Source organism: Pseudoduganella sp. UC29_106, assembly GCF_044055365.1.
Taxonomy (GTDB): Bacteria; Pseudomonadota; Gammaproteobacteria; order Burkholderiales; family Burkholderiaceae_D; genus Rugamonas.
Window position 1 is genome coordinate 1938307 of sequence record NZ_CP171977.1, and the last position, 15517, is coordinate 1953823.

The 15517-nt window shown below is 64.4% G+C and carries 11 protein-coding genes, 1 tRNA gene and 2 pseudogenes; 9 read left to right on the forward strand and 5 right to left on the reverse strand.

What is annotated here, in order from left to right; all coding sequences use genetic code 11:
- Nucleotides 1-8: 8 nt before the first annotated feature.
- The 3 genes from ACHMW6_RS09975 to recR are packed head-to-tail and all read left to right on the forward strand — an operon-like array spanning nucleotide 9 to nucleotide 1229.
- The gene (locus ACHMW6_RS09975; RefSeq protein ID WP_395406941.1) at nucleotides 9-335 is read left to right on the forward strand and encodes a YbaB/EbfC family nucleoid-associated protein; all 327 of its coding nucleotides are present in this window, start codon (nucleotides 9-11) and stop codon (nucleotides 333-335) included.
- Nucleotides 336-343: 8 nt separating this feature from the next.
- Nucleotides 344-634, forward strand: a complete 291-nt coding sequence (locus ACHMW6_RS09980) for a YciI family protein (protein ID WP_395406942.1) — start codon at nucleotides 344-346, stop codon at nucleotides 632-634.
- A 4-nt stretch (nucleotides 635-638) separates the two neighbouring features.
- Nucleotides 639-1229, forward strand: coding sequence for a recombination mediator RecR (gene recR / locus ACHMW6_RS09985; RefSeq protein WP_395406943.1), 591 nt, complete (start codon nucleotides 639-641; stop codon nucleotides 1227-1229).
- Nucleotides 1230-1517: 288 nt separating this feature from the next.
- Here recR and ACHMW6_RS09990 read toward each other — a convergent pair.
- The 5 genes and pseudogenes from ACHMW6_RS09990 to ACHMW6_RS10010 all read right to left on the reverse strand — a co-directional run bounded on the left by ACHMW6_RS09990 (nucleotide 1518) and on the right by ACHMW6_RS10010 (nucleotide 8904).
- Nucleotides 1518-3610, reverse strand: a pseudogene (locus ACHMW6_RS09990) (putative bifunctional diguanylate cyclase/phosphodiesterase).
- 2 nt (nucleotides 3611-3612) lie between these two features.
- Nucleotides 3613-6159 carry a response regulator gene (locus tag ACHMW6_RS09995; RefSeq protein ID WP_395406944.1) on the reverse strand — a complete coding sequence of 849 codons (2547 nt, stop codon included), beginning with the start codon at nucleotides 6157-6159 and terminating at the stop codon, nucleotides 3613-3615.
- 85 nt (nucleotides 6160-6244) lie between these two features.
- Nucleotides 6245-6499: pseudogene (locus tag ACHMW6_RS10000) on the reverse strand (hypothetical protein); the annotation flags it as partial.
- A 144-nt stretch (nucleotides 6500-6643) separates the two neighbouring features.
- The gene (locus ACHMW6_RS10005; protein WP_395406945.1) at nucleotides 6644-6844 is read right to left on the reverse strand and encodes a YbdD/YjiX family protein; all 201 of its coding nucleotides are present in this window, start codon (nucleotides 6842-6844) and stop codon (nucleotides 6644-6646) included.
- Entirely contained in the window at nucleotides 6844-8904 is a 2061-nt protein-coding gene (locus ACHMW6_RS10010; RefSeq protein WP_395406946.1) for a carbon starvation CstA family protein, read from the reverse strand. Before ACHMW6_RS10010 ends, ACHMW6_RS10005 begins: the two co-directional genes overlap by 1 nt.
- 150 nt (nucleotides 8905-9054) lie before the next feature.
- On the opposite strand from ACHMW6_RS10010, the gene ACHMW6_RS10015 reads away from it, so the two are divergent.
- The 6 genes from ACHMW6_RS10015 (at nucleotide 9055) to ACHMW6_RS10040 (ending at nucleotide 15413) form a co-directional block, all read left to right on the forward strand.
- Nucleotides 9055-10410 carry a cache domain-containing protein gene (locus ACHMW6_RS10015; protein ID WP_395406947.1) on the forward strand — a complete coding sequence of 452 codons (1356 nt, stop codon included), beginning with the start codon at nucleotides 9055-9057 and terminating at the stop codon, nucleotides 10408-10410.
- 4 nt (nucleotides 10411-10414) lie between these two features.
- Complete coding sequence (locus ACHMW6_RS10020; protein ID WP_395406948.1) at nucleotides 10415-11044, forward strand: response regulator; 630 nt, start codon at nucleotides 10415-10417, stop codon at nucleotides 11042-11044.
- A gap of 230 nt (nucleotides 11045-11274) precedes the next feature.
- A complete protein-coding gene (locus ACHMW6_RS10025; RefSeq protein ID WP_395406949.1) occupies nucleotides 11275-12435 on the forward strand; it encodes an HDOD domain-containing protein in 1161 nt (386 codons plus the stop codon).
- A 3-nt stretch (nucleotides 12436-12438) separates the two neighbouring features.
- The gene (locus tag ACHMW6_RS10030) at nucleotides 12439-14484 is read left to right on the forward strand and encodes a putative bifunctional diguanylate cyclase/phosphodiesterase (protein WP_395406950.1); all 2046 of its coding nucleotides are present in this window, start codon (nucleotides 12439-12441) and stop codon (nucleotides 14482-14484) included.
- A 225-nt stretch (nucleotides 14485-14709) separates the two neighbouring features.
- Complete coding sequence (locus ACHMW6_RS10035; protein WP_395406951.1) at nucleotides 14710-15300, forward strand: ABC transporter substrate-binding protein; 591 nt, start codon at nucleotides 14710-14712, stop codon at nucleotides 15298-15300.
- 23 nt (nucleotides 15301-15323) lie between these two features.
- Nucleotides 15324-15413 (forward strand) — tRNA-Ser (locus ACHMW6_RS10040).
- The last annotated feature ends 104 nt before the right edge of the window (nucleotides 15414-15517 follow it).

The following is a 15517-nucleotide window of genomic DNA, read 5'->3' on the forward strand; positions in this document are numbered from 1 at the left end:
ATCACATCATGATGAAAGACCAACTGGCAGGCCTGATGAAACAAGCGCAGGCCATGCAGGAAAACATGAAGAAGGCCCAGGAATCGCTGGCCAATATCGAAGTCGAAGGCCAGTCCGGCGCCGGCCTGGTGAAGGTTGTCATGACCTGCAAGAACGATGTGAAGCGCGTCTCCATCGACCCGTCGCTGCTGGCCGACGACAAGGACATGCTGGAAGACCTGGTTGCCGCCGCCTTCAACGACGCGGTGCGCAAGGCTGAAGCCACCGCCGCCGAGAAGATGAGCGGCCTGACATCCGGCATGAACCTGCCGGCCGGCTTCAAAATGCCGTTCTGATAACGATCATGTTCATCATCACGCTCACGTACCTGAAGCCCGCCGAGGAGATCGACAAGCTCCTGGCGGCGCATCGCGAGTACCTGCGTGAACAGTACGACAATGGCATGTTCCTGATGTCCGGCCGCCTGGTGCCGCGCACCGGCGGCATCATCCTCGCCACGGCCGACAGCCGCGCCGACATCGAAGCGGTGGTCGAGCTCGATCCCTTCAAGGAGGCCGGCGCGGCCAGCTACACCATCACCGAATTCGTGCCGACCATGACGGCCGATATCCTGAGCGCCTTCAAGCAAGCCTGACCCCATGGCGAAGTCCCTCGAATTCCTTACGGAGGCCTTGCGCCGCCTGCCCGGCGTCGGCCCGAAATCGGCGCAGCGCATGGCCTTCCACCTGCTGCAGCACGACCGCGAAGGCGCGGCCATGCTGTCGCGCGCCCTGTACCAGGCGGTGGAGCAGGTGCACCACTGCGCCCTGTGCAATACCTTCACCGAAGACGAGATCTGCGCCACCTGCGCGGACGAGGAGCGCGACCGCAAGCTGCTGTGCGTTGTCGAGACGCCGGCGGATCAGGCGATGATCGAGTCGACTCTTACTTACAAGGGCTTGTACTTTGTTCTCATGGGCCGCCTGTCGCCGCTGGATGGGATTGGGCCGAAGGACATCCACCTGGAGAAGCTGCTGGCGCGCGCGGCGGACGGCGTGGTGTCGGAAGTGGTGCTGGCGACGAACTTCACCAATGAGGGCGAGGCCACGGCGCATTACATCAGCGAGATGCTCAAGGCCCGCGGCCTTCAGGTCAGCCGCCTGGCGCGCGGCGTGCCGGTTGGCGGCGAGCTCGAATACGTGGACGCCGGCACCATCGCCCGCGCGATGCTGGATCGCCGCAGCACGTAACCCCGTGACGCGCCCGCAGTGCGCACGCACGGCGGATCAATGATCCGCCCTACGCCACACCTCGGCATCCCATGAACGCGCCGCCACGGCAGCACCACGACATCACATGATGCCCGGCAGGGCGAACCTTGGCATCACATATACGCCCCGCAGGACGCATCACGACAACAGTTGATGGCCCCGCGGTGGCGCCCACGACATCACATGAACGCCCCACAGGTACCGCGCAACGACGCGCATGCTGGCCCCGAAAGGGGCTGTAGGGCGGATCATTGATCCGCCGGGTTTTCACGCGGCGGGTTGCGGCGCGGCGAGCATGGCGGTGATGGATTCCTGCGGCGAGGGCCGGCCGAGGTAGTAGCCCTGGGCCATGTCGCAGCCGAAGTTACGGAGCAGGGAAAGCTGCTCGTTGGTTTCGACCCCTTCCGCGACCACGATCATTTTGAGCCCGTGCGCCATGGCGATGATGGCGCGGGTGATGGCGGCATTCTCGGAGTCCTGCGGCAGGCCGGAAATGAAGGTCTTGTCGATCTTGAGTGCGCGCACGTCGAAGCGCTTCAGGTAGTTCATGGACGAATAGCCGGTGCCGAAATCGTCGATCGACAAAAACACGCCAATGCCGCGCAACTGCTCCAGCGTGGCCAGGGTGGCCAGCGCATCGTCCATCAGCGTACCCTCGGTCAGCTCCAGCTCCAGCAAGCGCGGATCGAGGCCGGTATCGTGCAGCACGGCGAGCACGATGCCCGCCAGGTTCTCGTCCTTGAACTGGCGTGCCGACAAATTGACGGCCATGCGGATCGAGCGCGCGCACTGCTGCTGCCAGGCGCGCGCCTGCAGGCAGGCCGTGCGCAGCACCCACTCGCCGATCGGCACGATCAGCCCCGTCTCCTCGGCCAGCGGAATGAACTCGTTGGGCGGGATGATGCCGTGTTCGGGATGGCGCCAGCGCACCAGCGCTTCCACGCCCACGATCTGCGCCGAGGGCACGTCCACTTGCGGCTGATACAGCAGGTAAAGCTCATCGTTCTGCAGCGCCTTGCGCAAGCCCACTTCCAGCTTCACATGCGACATGATCTGCATCGTCAGCGAAGAGCTGTACAGCTTCGCATTGTTCTTGCCGCAGTTCTTGGCGTGGTACATCGCAGTGTCGGCATACTTCAGGAGGGAAGTGCAGTCCTCGCCGTCTTCCGGATAGAGCGAGATGCCGATGCTGACCGTGACGAAGATCTCATGCCCCTCCAGCATGAACGGCCGCCGCATCGCATCCTTCACGCGGTGCGCCACATTGAGCGCATCCTCGGCGCGGTCCAGGTCCGGAATCAGGATGGTGAACTCGTCCCCGCCCAGCCGCGCAAGACTGGACTGGAGTTGCGCCACATGGTCGCCGGGCCGTATCGTCTCGTGCAGGCGCTCGGACACGATGCGCAGCAGCTGGTCGCCCACATTGTGTCCCAGCGTATCGTTGATGCGCTTGAAGGAGTCCAGGTCCATGAACAGGATGGCAAACTTGCGCTGCTCGCGCGCCGAGCGTTCCAGTTCGCGCTCCAGCGTTTCAAGGAAGGCCTGGCGGTTGGGGATGCCGGTCAGGCTGTCGCAATAGGCGAGGCGGCGGATCTGCTCTTCCGTGCGCTTGCGCTCGCTGATGTCGCGCACCAGGCCAAGCACTTCGCCGCCGGCCGCCGTGCTGACCAGGCGCGCTTCGAAATGATGGACATCGCCGCGCCGTGTCAGCTCATAGTCCACCGAACGGATGGACTGCGTGGACAGCACGCTGTTCAGCTGATCCAGCAGGCGCTCGGCGATCTGGCGCGGCAGCACATCGCGCACATGGCGTCCACGCAATCCACTTCGCTGAAAGCGGCGCCGGGATCGTGGCCCTGTTCGTAGTCGAGGTAGTAGCCGTCGGCGCTGAGGCGGAAGAAAGTGTCCGGGATGGCTGCCAGCACGGCGCGGTTCTGCGCATCCGCAATGCGCAGGCGGACGATGGCGTCGCTGGCGCGCAGTACGTAGAGCACGCGGTGGCCGAGGATAGGCCAGTTGATCGGCTTGGACACGAAATCGGTCGCGCCCACCTCGTAAGCCTGGGTGACGGCTTCGATATCGTCGCCGCCCGTGACCATGATGATGGGCACCGTGGTACGGGTTTCGACCGCGCGGATGGCGCGGCAGACGGCGAAACCGTCCATCTGCGGCATGTCCACGTCCAGCAGTACCAGGTCCGGTTCATTCTGCTGGAAGCTGGCGACGGCGGCGTGGCCGTCGGCCGCCTCGATCGCGTCCAGTCCGACCTGGGACAGCATCTCCAGCATCAGCAGGCGCATCACGGGATCGTCATCGGCCACCAGCACCGTGCCGCGTTTTGGAGATCGAAGCGCTGCCATGACTAGACTCCCTTGACGAGGATTGCGCTGAGCGAGCGGCGCACTGCCTGGAATTCCCGCTCGGCTTCAAGCAACAGGCGCGCGGCGCCTTCGGTGGACTCGGTGCGGCCCAGTTGTTCGAGTTCCTTGCACAGCTTCGACAGAGCGTCCGCACCGACGTTGGCGCTGCTCGATTTCAGGCTGTGCGCGGCGCGGCGCATCACGTTCGTGTCCGTCGTGTCGATGGCCTGGCGCAGCGCGTGCAGCTGCGTTGGCGTGTCGTCGATGAAGGCGTGGACGACGCGCTGCACCAGTAGTTCGCCCTTGTCGACGCTCAGTGCGCGGATGGCGTTCAGCGCCTCCTGGTTGAGCGCGACCGGGATGTCGTCCAGTGTGGCCAGGGCGTCGGCAGCGGCGGCTTGCATTGACGCGACCGTGGCGGACACCGGGGCGGTGGCCGCAAGGTGCGCGGCGGTGGAAGTGCGGGAGCGGGCGACGGCGGCGGTGGCGGGGCGGCGCACGCGCTGAGGTGGATCGTCGTGGTGGGCGACGGCGGCACGGGGCAGGGCGACCCAGCGTCCGAGGGCGGTGGACAGCGCCTGCTGGCTGAAAGGCTTGCTCAGGTAATCGTCCATGCCCGCCGCCAGGCAGCGCTCGCGGTCCCCCTCCAGCGCATTGGCGGTGATTGCGACAATTGGCAATTGCCGCGCGTGTCCGTGCTGCTGTTCGTGGCGGCGGATTTCGGCCGTGGCCGCGAAGCCATCCATCTCGGGCATCATGCAATCCATCAGCACCAGGTCAAACTCGCTCTCGCGCACGGCCGACAAGGCTTCCTCGCCATTGCCCGCGCAAGCCACCTCCAGCCCCAGTCCCTCCAGCATGGCCGACGCCACCTCCACATTGACGGCATTGTCCTCGGCCAGCAATACCTTCAGCCGGCGCCGGTCCCGCGGCGCGCGCTGCGCACTGGCGGAAGCGCTGCGCACGCCTTCGCTGGCGCGCATGCGCGACACGATGCAGTCATACAGGTCCGGCTCGCGCGCAGGCTTGATCAGCTGGAAAGCCACGCCTGCCTCGCGCCGCTGCACGGCGTCTGCCGCGTCGCGGTGGGAGCTGAGCAGCAGCAGGCGCACATCGGCAATGGCAGGGGCGGACTTGATATCGGCCGCCAGCGTCAGCCCGCTGCCGCCGGACTGCGACATATCCAGCAGCGCTGCGTCATAAGGCTCGCCGGCCGCCGCGGCAGCGTGCAAGTGGCGCAAGGCCTCGTCCGGCCGTGAAGCGCCATCGCAGCGCAGCTGCCAGCGCCGCATCACGCTGGCCAGCGCCTCGCGGCTGGACGCATCCGGGTCCACCAGCAGCACGCGCAAGCCCGGCGCCACATCGCCGTCGATCCGCCGCTTGTCGAACTGCACGGTGAACCAGAACACCGAGCCGCGCGTCAGCGCATTCTCGACGCCGATCGTGCCGCCCATCAGCTCCACCAGCTGCTTGGAGATTGCCAGGCCCAGGCCGGTGCCGCCATGCTTGCGCGTGGTCGAGCCGTCGCCCTGCGAGAAGGAATCAAAGATGCGGGCACGCGCCTCGCGCGCAACGCCTATGCCCGTGTCGTGCACCTCGAAGCGCAGGCGCGCCGACTGGGCGTCTTCGTCCGTGACCTGCACTTTGACCGTGATGCGGCCCTTGTCCGTGAACTTGACCGCATTGCCCAGCAGGTTGACGACCACCTGGCGCAGGCGGTTAGGGTCGCCGCACACGGCCAGCGGGATCTCGTGCGCGATCTCGAAATCGAGCGCGACGCCCTTGGCGGACGCCTGGGGCGAGAACACGTAATCGATATCGTCCAGCAGCTCGCGCAGGTTGAAGTTGATGTATTCGACGGTCATCTTGCCCGCTTCGACCTTGGAGAAGTCGAGGATGTCGTTGATGATCACCAACAGATGCTCGCCGGAGCGCTTGACCATGGTCGTGTAATGCTGCTGGCGTTCGTCCAGCTCCGTGGCCAGCAGCAGTTCGGTCATGCCCAGCACGCCATTCATCGGCGTGCGGATTTCGTGGCTCATGGTGGCCAGGAAGGCGCTCTTGGCCTGGCTGGCCGCTTCGGCCGCGTCCTTGGCCTTCTCCAGCTGCTCGGTACGCACGGCGACCTGGCGTTCCAGCTGGTCGCGGTACTGCGCCAGCTTGCCGTCGCGGCTCTCGATCTGACACAGCATGGCGTTGAAGCTATCGATCAGCGTGCCCAGTTCATCGTGGCGCGCGTGCTGCACCAGGGCGTAGGTCTGGCTGGTGGAGACTTTCTCCGACGCTGCAATCAGCTGCGCGATCGGCTGTGCAATGCTCTTGCGGAAGCGGGCCGACAGCACCAGCGCGAGCCCGAAGGAGATGGCTGTCGCCACGCCCGTCGCCGCCAGGTTCTTCAGCACGCCGAGCCACATGCGGCCCTGTCCCGCTTCGATCATCACGACGCCGACCACGTGCGGCTGCACGCGCACCGCGCGGTACACCCTCAGTCGCGGCGCCCACGCCGGACCGCTGCGCTCTTCCCGGCCGCCTTCCGCAATACGGGCCATGTCCGTCGTGTCCAGCGTTTCGGGCGTCGCGCTGGACGGATAGGCGGCGAAAAGGCTTGCCGTTGCGGTCGTACAACGTGGCGCGCTCGATATCCTCCATCACCTCCAGCGCCGCCAGCGCCTGCGCAGCGGTGGCGCGGTCCGCGTAGAGCAGGGCAGCGACGCTGTTCGCGCCGATCACGTCCGCCAGCGACACCAGCTGCTTGCGCTCTTCGGCGGTATGCGTGAGCACGGAAGCGATGGCGAACGCCAGGAACACCAGCAGCAGCGCGCTGCCGGTGGTCAGCACCGAAATGATGGTGAGCTTGCGACTAAGGCTGGAGCGTTCGAAGTTGAGCATGTCCGCCACCGATGGTGGGATTCCATCCGGCAAAATATACCGGTCGAGGAATCTTGCACATTGAGGTGGCGCAAAAGCAGAGCCCGTGTAGCATTTGGGGTCAGGCACCAAATGCTACACGGGCTCGTGCAAGGGGATGGGGAATCAGCAGCAGCCGCCGCGTTTGCCGGCGCCGCCGTAGCGGGCTTCCTGGCGCTCGCGGAAGAATTCCTCGTAGCTCATGTAAGGCTCGCCGGGATGCGTGGTTTCGCAGTGGGCCACGTAGGTGTCGTACTCGGGCAGGCCCACCATGAGGCGCACGCTTTGCCCGAGATACTTGCCGGCTTTGACGATCTCACCGAACATCACTGCACAGCCGGCATCAGCTGCGCCGGGCTTTCGTTGTGGGACGGCTTGCTGTTGGTGTAGGCCCTCAGCGCAGTACGCACGCCGAACACCAGCACCGACAGCACCACGATCATGAAGAAGCCCGCCAGGCCGGCATCCAGGTAATCGTTGAAGATCACCTGCTGCATCTGCTCGATGGACTTGGCCGGAGCCAGCACCTTGCCTTCAGCCAGCGACGCGGAGTACTTGGCGGCGTGGGCCAGGAAGCCGACCTTCGGATTGGCGTCGAAGATCTTCTGCCAGCCGGCGGTCAGGGTGCAGATCAGCAGCCAGATGGTCGGCACCACGGTGACCCAGGCGTACTTGGCGCGCTTCATCTTGAACAGCACGCAGGTGCCCAGCACCAGTGCGATACCGGCCAGCATCTGGTTGGCGATGCCGAACAGCGGCCACAGGGTGTTGATGCCCCCCAGCGGATCAACCACGCCCTGGTACAGGAAGTAACCCCAGGCGGCCACGCACAGGCCGGTGGCCAGCAGGCCGGCGAAGGTGTTCTCGGACTTCTTCAGCGACGGAGCGAAGGCGCCCAGCAGGTCCTGCAGCATGTAGCGGCCGGCGCGGGTGCCTGCGTCCACGGCGGTCAGGATGAACAGCGCTTCGAACAGGATGGCGAAGTGGTACCAGAACGCCATCATCGCCTTGCCGCCGATGGCGTTGGACAGGATGTGCGCCATGCCCACGGCCAGCGTCGGTGCGCCGCCGGCGCGGGAGATGATGGTGTGCTCACCGACGTCCTTCGCGGTCTGGGTCAGCATGTCCGGCGTGATGTGGAAGCCCCATTGCGAGATCGCCTGGGCCGCAGATTCGGCGGTGGTGCCGATCAGCGCGGCCGGGCTGTTCATCGCGAAGTAGACGCCAGGCTCGATAGTCGAAGCGGCCACCAGCGCCATGATGGCGACGAAGGATTCCATCAGCATCGCGCCGTAGCCGATGAAGCGGGCATGGGTTTCGTTTTCGATCATCTTCGGCGTGGTGCCGGAAGAGATCAGCGCGTGGAAGCCGGAAACGGCGCCGCAGGCGATGGTGATGAACAGGAAGGGGAACAGGTTACCCGCCCACACAGGGCCGGTGCCGTCGATGAACTTGGTCATGGCAGGCATCTGCAGATACGGTGCAACGACCACGATGCCCAGCGCCAGGCCGACGATGGTGCCGATCTTCAGGAAGGTGGACAGGTAGTCGCGCGGCGCCAGCAGCAGCCACACCGGCAGCACGGAAGCGATGAAGCCGTAGCCGATCAGCATCCAGGTCAGTTCAGTGCCGGTAAAGGTGAACAGCGGCGCCAGGGCCGGATTTTCCTGCACATACTGGCCGCCGAAGATGGCCGCCATCAGCAGGACGAAGCCGATCAGCGACACTTCGCCGATGCGGCCAACGCGGAAGTAGCGGGTGTACACGCCCATGAACAGCGCGATCGGGATCGTCGCCATCACGGTGAAGGAACCCCATGGAGAGCCGGTCAGCGCCTTCACGACGATCAGGGCCAGCACGGCCAGGATGATCACCATGATCATGAAGGTGCCCAGCAGGGCGATATTGCCCGGGATCGGGCCCAGTTCGGACTTGATCAGGTCACCGAGCGAGCGGCCGTCGCGGCGCATCGAGATGAAGAGGACCATGAAATCCTGCACGGCGCCTGCAAACACCACGCCCGCCAGGATCCACAGCATGCCGGGCAGGTAACCCATTTGCGCGGCCAGCACGGGGCCGACCAGCGGACCTGCACCGGCGATCGCGGCGAAGTGGTGGCCGAACAAAACGTTCTTGTTGGTGGGGACGTGGTCAAGGCCGTCGTTGAACTTGTAGGCCGGGGTCATGCGCTTGGCGTCCAGGCCCATCACCTTCTCGGCGATGAACTTGGAATAGAAGCGGTAGGCGATCAGGTATACGCAGACGGCTGCGATCACGATCCAGATAGCGCTGATTGGTTCGCCGCGTTTCAGTGCGACGACGCCCAGTGCGGAAGCGCCAGCCAGCGATAGCGCCGCCCAGCCTAGTTTCTTCAAAACGGGATTCATTGTTTCCTCCAGGGGTCCGGTTGCTGCTCTTCGCGCAGCTTATGGACAGTATTCATGAAGCGCATAACACCGCACAAGCGCAGCACTACGCAGATCCGGTCCGTAGTACTACGTAGGACCCGGTCCGGCAGGTGGACGTACAATCGCGGAATGAAGCTGCGCCATAAGTTCATTTTCCTGGCCATCGCGCCCCTGATCGTGGCGTTGTGCGCCATCGCCATTGCGGTGCAATACCAGGCGCGCACGCTCGCCATGCAGCAGCGCGCCACCATTCAGCAGGCCTACCTGGCCAGCAAGGAGGCGGAGTTGAAGCACTACGTAGCGCTGGCCTCCCACTCGATTTCGCACCTGGTGAAGTCCGGCCGCAACGACCGCGCCACGCTGGACGAGGCCAAGCGCATCCTCTCCACCCTCAGTTTCGGCGACGATGGTTATTTCTTTGTCTACGATATGAAGGGCAATTCGCTGATGCACCCACGCCAGCCGGAGCTGGTGGGGCAGAACCTGTTCGAGCTGCGCGACGAGGAAGGCACACCCACGATCCAGCGCCTGCTGGCGACTGCCGCCGATGGAGGAGGGCTGGTGCGCTACAAATGGGTGAAGCCGTCCAGCCACAAGTCCGCGCCCAAGCTGGGCTATGTGATGCACATTCCCGAATGGGGCTGGATGATGGGCACCGGCATCTACCTCGATGACGTGGAGGCGGCCCTCGCTACCGTGGATGCCCAGCAGCGCGGCAATATCCGCAGCACCATGCTGTGGATCGCGCTGATCGCCATCATGGGCGCGCTGATCGTGGGCTTTTCCGGCATGGCCCTGAACATTTCCGAATTCCGCGTGGCGGACGCCAAGCTGAAGGTGCTGGCCCAGCGCGTGGTCGAATCGCAGGAAGAGGAGAGGGCGCGCCTGTCGCGCGACCTGCACGACGGCATCAGCCAGTGGCTGGTGTCGATCAAGCTGCAGATCGAGGCCGGCATCATCCGTCTCTCCAATCCCGACCAGCAGGACAAGGCGAAAGCTGTCTTCGAGCACACCGCCGAACAGTTGAACAATGTTCTGGGCGAGGTGCGCCGCATCTCGCACAACCTGCGTCCCGCCATCCTGGACGACCTGGGCCTGGCGGCGGCACTGGACCATCTCTCCGGCGAATTCCAGCAGCACAGCGGCACACCGGTGACCTTCCACGCCGAAGGCTGCACCGACCGCCTGCCGGACGTGGCGAACACGGTGCTGTTCCGCATCGCCCAGGAGGCGCTGACCAATATCGAACGCCACGCCGGCGCCACCCACATCGTGATCGACCTGCGCGGCGACGAGCGGCGCGTGGCGCTGCGCATCAGCGACAATGGCAGCGGCTTCGATGCCGAAGGTATAGCGGGGCACCCGAAGCGCGGCATCGGTTTGCGCAATATGATGGAACGTATGGAGGCGATCGGCGGCCAGTTCGCGATTTCCTCCTCACCCGCGGGCACGGTGGTGGAAGCCCGCGTCGAGAACCGGAGTTAAAGTAATGACAATCAGGATCCTGCTGGTCGATGACCACCCTTTAGTGCGTGACGGCCTGCGCGCGCGGCTGGAAGCGATGGGGCAGTTCGAGGTGGTGGGCGAGGCGGGCAGCGCGTCCGAAGCGCTGGAGGAAGCCGGGCGCAGCTCGCCCGACCTGGTGCTGATGGACATTAATATGCGCGGCACCAACGGCATCGAAGCCACCGCCCAGTTCCGCGCGCAATTCCCGCGCATCGGCGTGCTGATCCTGTCCATGCACGACAAGCTGGAATACGTGACGCAAGCAATCCAGGCCGGCGCGCGCGGCTATGTGCTGAAGGATGCGCCGGGCAAGGATATCGTGGTGGCGATCGAGACGGTGATGTCCGGCGGGATTTACTACAGCGCCGCGCTGGCCGCCCAGCTGGCCAAGCCGCAGAACCAGGACAACCAGCTCACCCAGCGCGAGCACGAAATCCTGCGCCACATTGCCAATGGCGAATCGAATAAACAAATTGCGCGCGAATTGGACCTGAGCGTGCGCACTGTGGAAACCCACCGTCTCAACATCAAACGCAAGCTCGGCATCGAGGGCCAGGCCGAGCTGATCAAGTTCGCCGTCCAGCACGCGCAGTTTCAATCGGGCAATAGTTAGCCCTTAGTGACCCGAAGTGTATCGTGGCAGGCACACCTGCCGGGCTTTCGAACGCATACTCTATCTGCTGAACCTGTGTTTTCGGCAATTTCTGTTATATTCCACAGGTCCTGAAGTTCAGGAAAGTTTTATTGATTTCGTATTAAAGCTTCCGGTGTCGGTATCGCGCCAATGGTTGCCTCCCGTTAACAGTTCAACTACCATTGTTGCACGAAAACACCGAGATACCGATGTTTGCTTCAGATTCGAGCCCGTTCCCGCTGGTGGGACTAAAGCCGGTTTCCAACACCCAGAATCAGTGGGTGGCACTGGCCTTCCAGCCTGTAACGGGCGCCGCACCAAGCGCCCTGCTGTCCCTGTTGTCCGATGCGGACGCGCAGGTGCTGGCATCCCTCGATTGCATCATTCCCCTGACCGATCCGCTGCAGCTGGAACTGTCCCACCTGGACGGTCTGGCGACGGGGCGCATCGTGCTCTCGATTCCTGCCGCCGCCTGTGACGACGAAGCCGCGCTGAAACGCTGCGCCGCCTTGTCCGACGCCGGCTGCCGCCTGCTGGTGGAAGGGGAGGCGGGCATCCACGCCTCGCGTGCCGGCGTGCGCGGTCTGAATGTCGATTGCGGCGCTGCGCTGCCATCCGCGCTGGCAATGCTGACCTTCCCCGGACCGCATCTCGCGCGCAACGCTGCCGCCGCCGCCCGCGTGGAAGAGTGCCGCAAGGCCGGCTTCACCTGGTTCAGCGGTGCACCGGCCGAGCCGTCCGCTGACGAGCCGGGCGACGACGGCACCTCGCGCAAGCGCCTGCTGGCGCTTCTCGGCCTGCTGGCGCGCGATGCCGATTCGCGCGAACTGGAAGCCTTGCTGAAGCAGGATCCGGCGCTGTCCTACCATTTGCTCAAGCTGGTGAATTCGGCCGCCTTCGCGCCCGCGTCCCCGATCCACAACTTCGGCCAGGCCATCAATGTGCTGGGCCGCCGCCAGTTGCAGCGCTGGCTGCAATTGCTGCTGTATGCGCGCCGCGAGGTGGATGGTCCGCCCAACGCGCTGTTGCCGCTGGCTGCGCTGCGCGCTGCGCAGATGGAAGCGCTGAGCAAGCTTCAGGGCGGCGACCGCGATGCGCAGGATATGGCCTTCCTGGTCGGCGTATTCTCGCTGCTCGATGTGCTGCTGGCCATGCCGATGACCGAGATCGTGGCCGCGCTGAACCTGGACCTGGATGTGGTGCGCGCGTTGGTCGAACGCGCCGGTCCGCTGGGCGCCATGCTGCGCCTGGTGGAACAGCACGAACCGGACGCCGGCGCGCTGAGCGAGGTTGGCATCGACAACGAAACTTACTGGCGCAGCCTGCTGCAGGCTTACCAGTGGGCGCTGCAAGTCAGCAGGAACGTCTGAACGATGGCGCCGCATCCGGTCTCCGATTTCCTCGGCAGCAGCGCCGCCCTGTGCGACGCCGTGCTGCGACTGCGCGGTCCAGCTCTCAACGAGGAGCTGGGGCGCATTGCGCGCGAAGTCACGCACAGCCCTAACGGCCGCTGGGTGCCTGCAGGCGCACAGCCGGCCGATACCTTGCCGGACGAAACGCTGCGCCAGGATGTGCTGTTCGATGACCAGTACTTTGGCCGGTTCGAAGTGTCCGGCCGCGATTACGATGCCAGTGTGCGCCAGCACCTGGCCAGCCTTGCCGCGCTGGCAGGAAGCGTGCTGCAGGTGCATTCGATCGCCCAGCGCACCACCCACGCTTATGTGCAGGTGGAAGCGAAGTTGCAGCACCAGTCGCAGATCCTTGACCAGATCCACGAATCCGTGCTGACGATGGATATGAATGGCTTCATCACCAGCTGGAACAAGGGTGCCGAGCGCCTGTTCGGCTATTCAGCGGTGGAGGCGGTGGGGCGCAACATCATCTTCCTGTACGAGGACGAGGAAGCGGGCTTCCACGATTCCTTCCTGGAGATGGGCGGCCGGCTGATGGAAGTGCGGCGCAAGAAAAAGTCCGGTGAAGTGTTCTGGGCCAGCCTGTCGCTTTCGCCACTGTGCGATATGCACGACCGCTCGATCGGCCTGATCGCGTACATCACCGACATCACTGAGCGCAAACACGCAGAGGAACGCATCCACCACCTCGCGTATTACGATGCGCTGACCAATCTGCCCAATCGTTCGCTGCTGACCAAGCTGGTGGACCAGGCCCTGACCGTGGCCCAGCGCAGCAAGCAGACCGGCTGTGTGATGTTCATCGACCTGAATCGCTTCAAGATGATCAACGACACGCTGGGCCGCGAGGTGGGCGATGCGCTGCTGTGCGAAGTGGCGCAGCGCTTCCGCGTCGCCCTGCGCGACCAGGATATCGTGGCGCGCCTGGGCGGCGATGAGTTCGCCATCGGCCTGTTCGACATCAGCCAGCACTATGAAGCGAGCATGGTCGCGCAGAAGCTGCTGCAGGCGCTGACCGCACCCTTCATCATCGATGGCCATGACCTGCGCGTGGGCGCGTCGATCGGCATATCGGTTTATCCGCAGGATGGGCAGGATGCGGAAACCCTGCTGCGCCTGGCCGATATCGCCATGTACCGCGCGAAGCAGGGCGGCGATTCGGACGCGGAAAACGTCGCCTTCTACAGCCAGGACATGAACCAGGGCATGCAGGAGCGCATGCGCATCGAGTCCGGCCTGCGTCAGGCGCTTGGGAATGGGCAGCTGCTGCTGCACTACCAGCCCAAGTACTCGATTGCCACGGGACAGATCATCGGCGCCGAGGCGCTGGTGCGCTGGAAGCATCCGGAGCGCGGCCTGGTGCCCCCGGCCGAATTCATTCCGCTCGCCGAGGCCACCGGCTTGGTCGTGCAGGTCGGCGAGTGGGTGCTGGAAGCGGCGTGCGCGCAGGCGCAGCGCTGGAAGGAAATGGGATTGCCCCCGATCCGGCTGGCGGTGAACGTGTCCGCGCGCGAGTTCACTTCATCGCTGCCGGGGCGCGTGATGGAAACGCTGAAGCGCTATGGGCTGGAGCCCTCGTGGCTGGAGCTGGAGATTACCGAGTCCACGCTGATGCACAATATCGACCGCGTGATCGGTATCATGGACCGGTTGACGGCGCTGGGCATTACCTTGTCGCTGGACGATTTCGGCACCGGCTATTCCAGCCTGTCCTACCTGAAGCGCTTCCCGATCGACACGCTGAAGATCGACCGCTCCTTCACCACCGGCATCCCGACCGACACCAACGATTGCGCCATCGCCAGCACCATCATCAGCATCGCGCAGCAGCTGCGGCACAAGGTGATCGCGGAAGGCGTGGAGACGGTGGAGCAGCTGGCCTTCCTCAAGGATTCCGGCTGCGATGAAGTGCAGGGCTATCTGTTCTCGCGCCCCTTGCCGGCGGTCGAATTCGAGAACGTGCTGCTACGGTCCCTGCTGCCTGCTTACGCCTCAGGCTCCGTATGAAGCGCCTCTTGCTGTGCGGCGCGCTGCTTTATGGCGCCGCTGCCCACGCCAGTGACACACTGAAGTTCGGCGTGTCTTCCACCATCGCGCCTTTCGTCATGCCCAACCGCGACTCCGGCCTGCTGGTCGATGTGTTCCGCGAAGCGCTGGCCACGCAAGGCGCTTCGGCTGAATTCCTGTATTTGCCAGAGAGCCGCACCGAGGAAGCGCTGAAGACGGGCTGGGGTGGATGCCACGGGAACGCTGCGCTCCGCGCCGCCAGCCGTTGGCGTGACGGGTCGCTGGCCCGTGGTCTACTTCCACAATATGGCGATCACGCTGAAGGTGCGCCTACCGCGTATCGGCGTGGAGGACTTGTCGCACTACCGCGTGAACGCCTTCCGCGGCGCATCGAAGGCGATGGGCGGCGCCTACCAGGAAGCGACGGCCGACAACCCCGCTTACCGCGAAATGCCGAATATGCCGTCCGCGCTGCTGATGCTGGGGCAGCTGGACGTGGTCGTATCGCAACCGGATATCTTTCGCTACTATCTCACGCGCCAGGCCCAATTCGCCCGCTCGGACGACAGCGAGGTGGCGTATCACGATATTTTGGGAAAGGGCGTCGATTACTGGTTCCAGTTCCGCACCGCCGAACAGCGCGACCTGTTCGAACGTGGCCTCGCAGCCCTGTACCGCTCCGGCGCCGTCGACAGGATATTCGACCGCTACCGCCGCGAATACGGCACCTCGCGCGAGTTCTTCCGTCCCCTGGACTGTCAGTTCCTTGTTGTCAAACCGCGCGGCTGCCCCGGTGATGCTGGCAAGGCGAGTTGAATTGGGTATAATGCTGCCTCCAAGGAAGCGTGGCCGAGTGGTTGAAGGCAACAGTCTTGAAAACTGTCGACGGGTGAAACCGTTCGTGAGTTCGAATCTCACCGCTTCCGCCAGGAAATAAACAAAGCGCCGCAAGGCGCTTTTTTATTTCCTGGCGGAAGCGAGGGGAGCGCCTGCGCGCTCCCCGTGTGAGATTCGAAGGGCATGGCCCTACCGG

Excerpts from the sequence above, each read along its gene's own strand:
- ACHMW6_RS09975 (WP_395406941.1), top strand. The coding sequence starts at position 9 with ATGATGAAAGACCAACTGGCAGGCCTGATGAAACAAGCGCAGGCCATG.
- ACHMW6_RS09980 (WP_395406942.1), top strand. The coding sequence starts at position 344 with ATGTTCATCATCACGCTCACGTACCTGAAGCCCGCCGAGGAGATCGAC.
- recR (WP_395406943.1), top strand. The coding sequence starts at position 639 with ATGGCGAAGTCCCTCGAATTCCTTACGGAGGCCTTGCGCCGCCTGCCC.
- ACHMW6_RS09995 (WP_395406944.1), bottom strand. The coding sequence starts at position 6,159 with ATGGCCCGTATTGCGGAAGGCGGCCGGGAAGAGCGCAGCGGTCCGGCG.
- ACHMW6_RS10005 (WP_395406945.1), bottom strand. The coding sequence starts at position 6,844 with ATGTTCGGTGAGATCGTCAAAGCCGGCAAGTATCTCGGGCAAAGCGTG.
- ACHMW6_RS10010 (WP_395406946.1), bottom strand. The coding sequence starts at position 8,904 with ATGAATCCCGTTTTGAAGAAACTAGGCTGGGCGGCGCTATCGCTGGCT.
- ACHMW6_RS10015 (WP_395406947.1), top strand. The coding sequence starts at position 9,055 with ATGAAGCTGCGCCATAAGTTCATTTTCCTGGCCATCGCGCCCCTGATC.
- ACHMW6_RS10020 (WP_395406948.1), top strand. The coding sequence starts at position 10,415 with ATGACAATCAGGATCCTGCTGGTCGATGACCACCCTTTAGTGCGTGAC.
- ACHMW6_RS10025 (WP_395406949.1), top strand. The coding sequence starts at position 11,275 with ATGTTTGCTTCAGATTCGAGCCCGTTCCCGCTGGTGGGACTAAAGCCG.
- ACHMW6_RS10030 (WP_395406950.1), top strand. The coding sequence starts at position 12,439 with ATGGCGCCGCATCCGGTCTCCGATTTCCTCGGCAGCAGCGCCGCCCTG.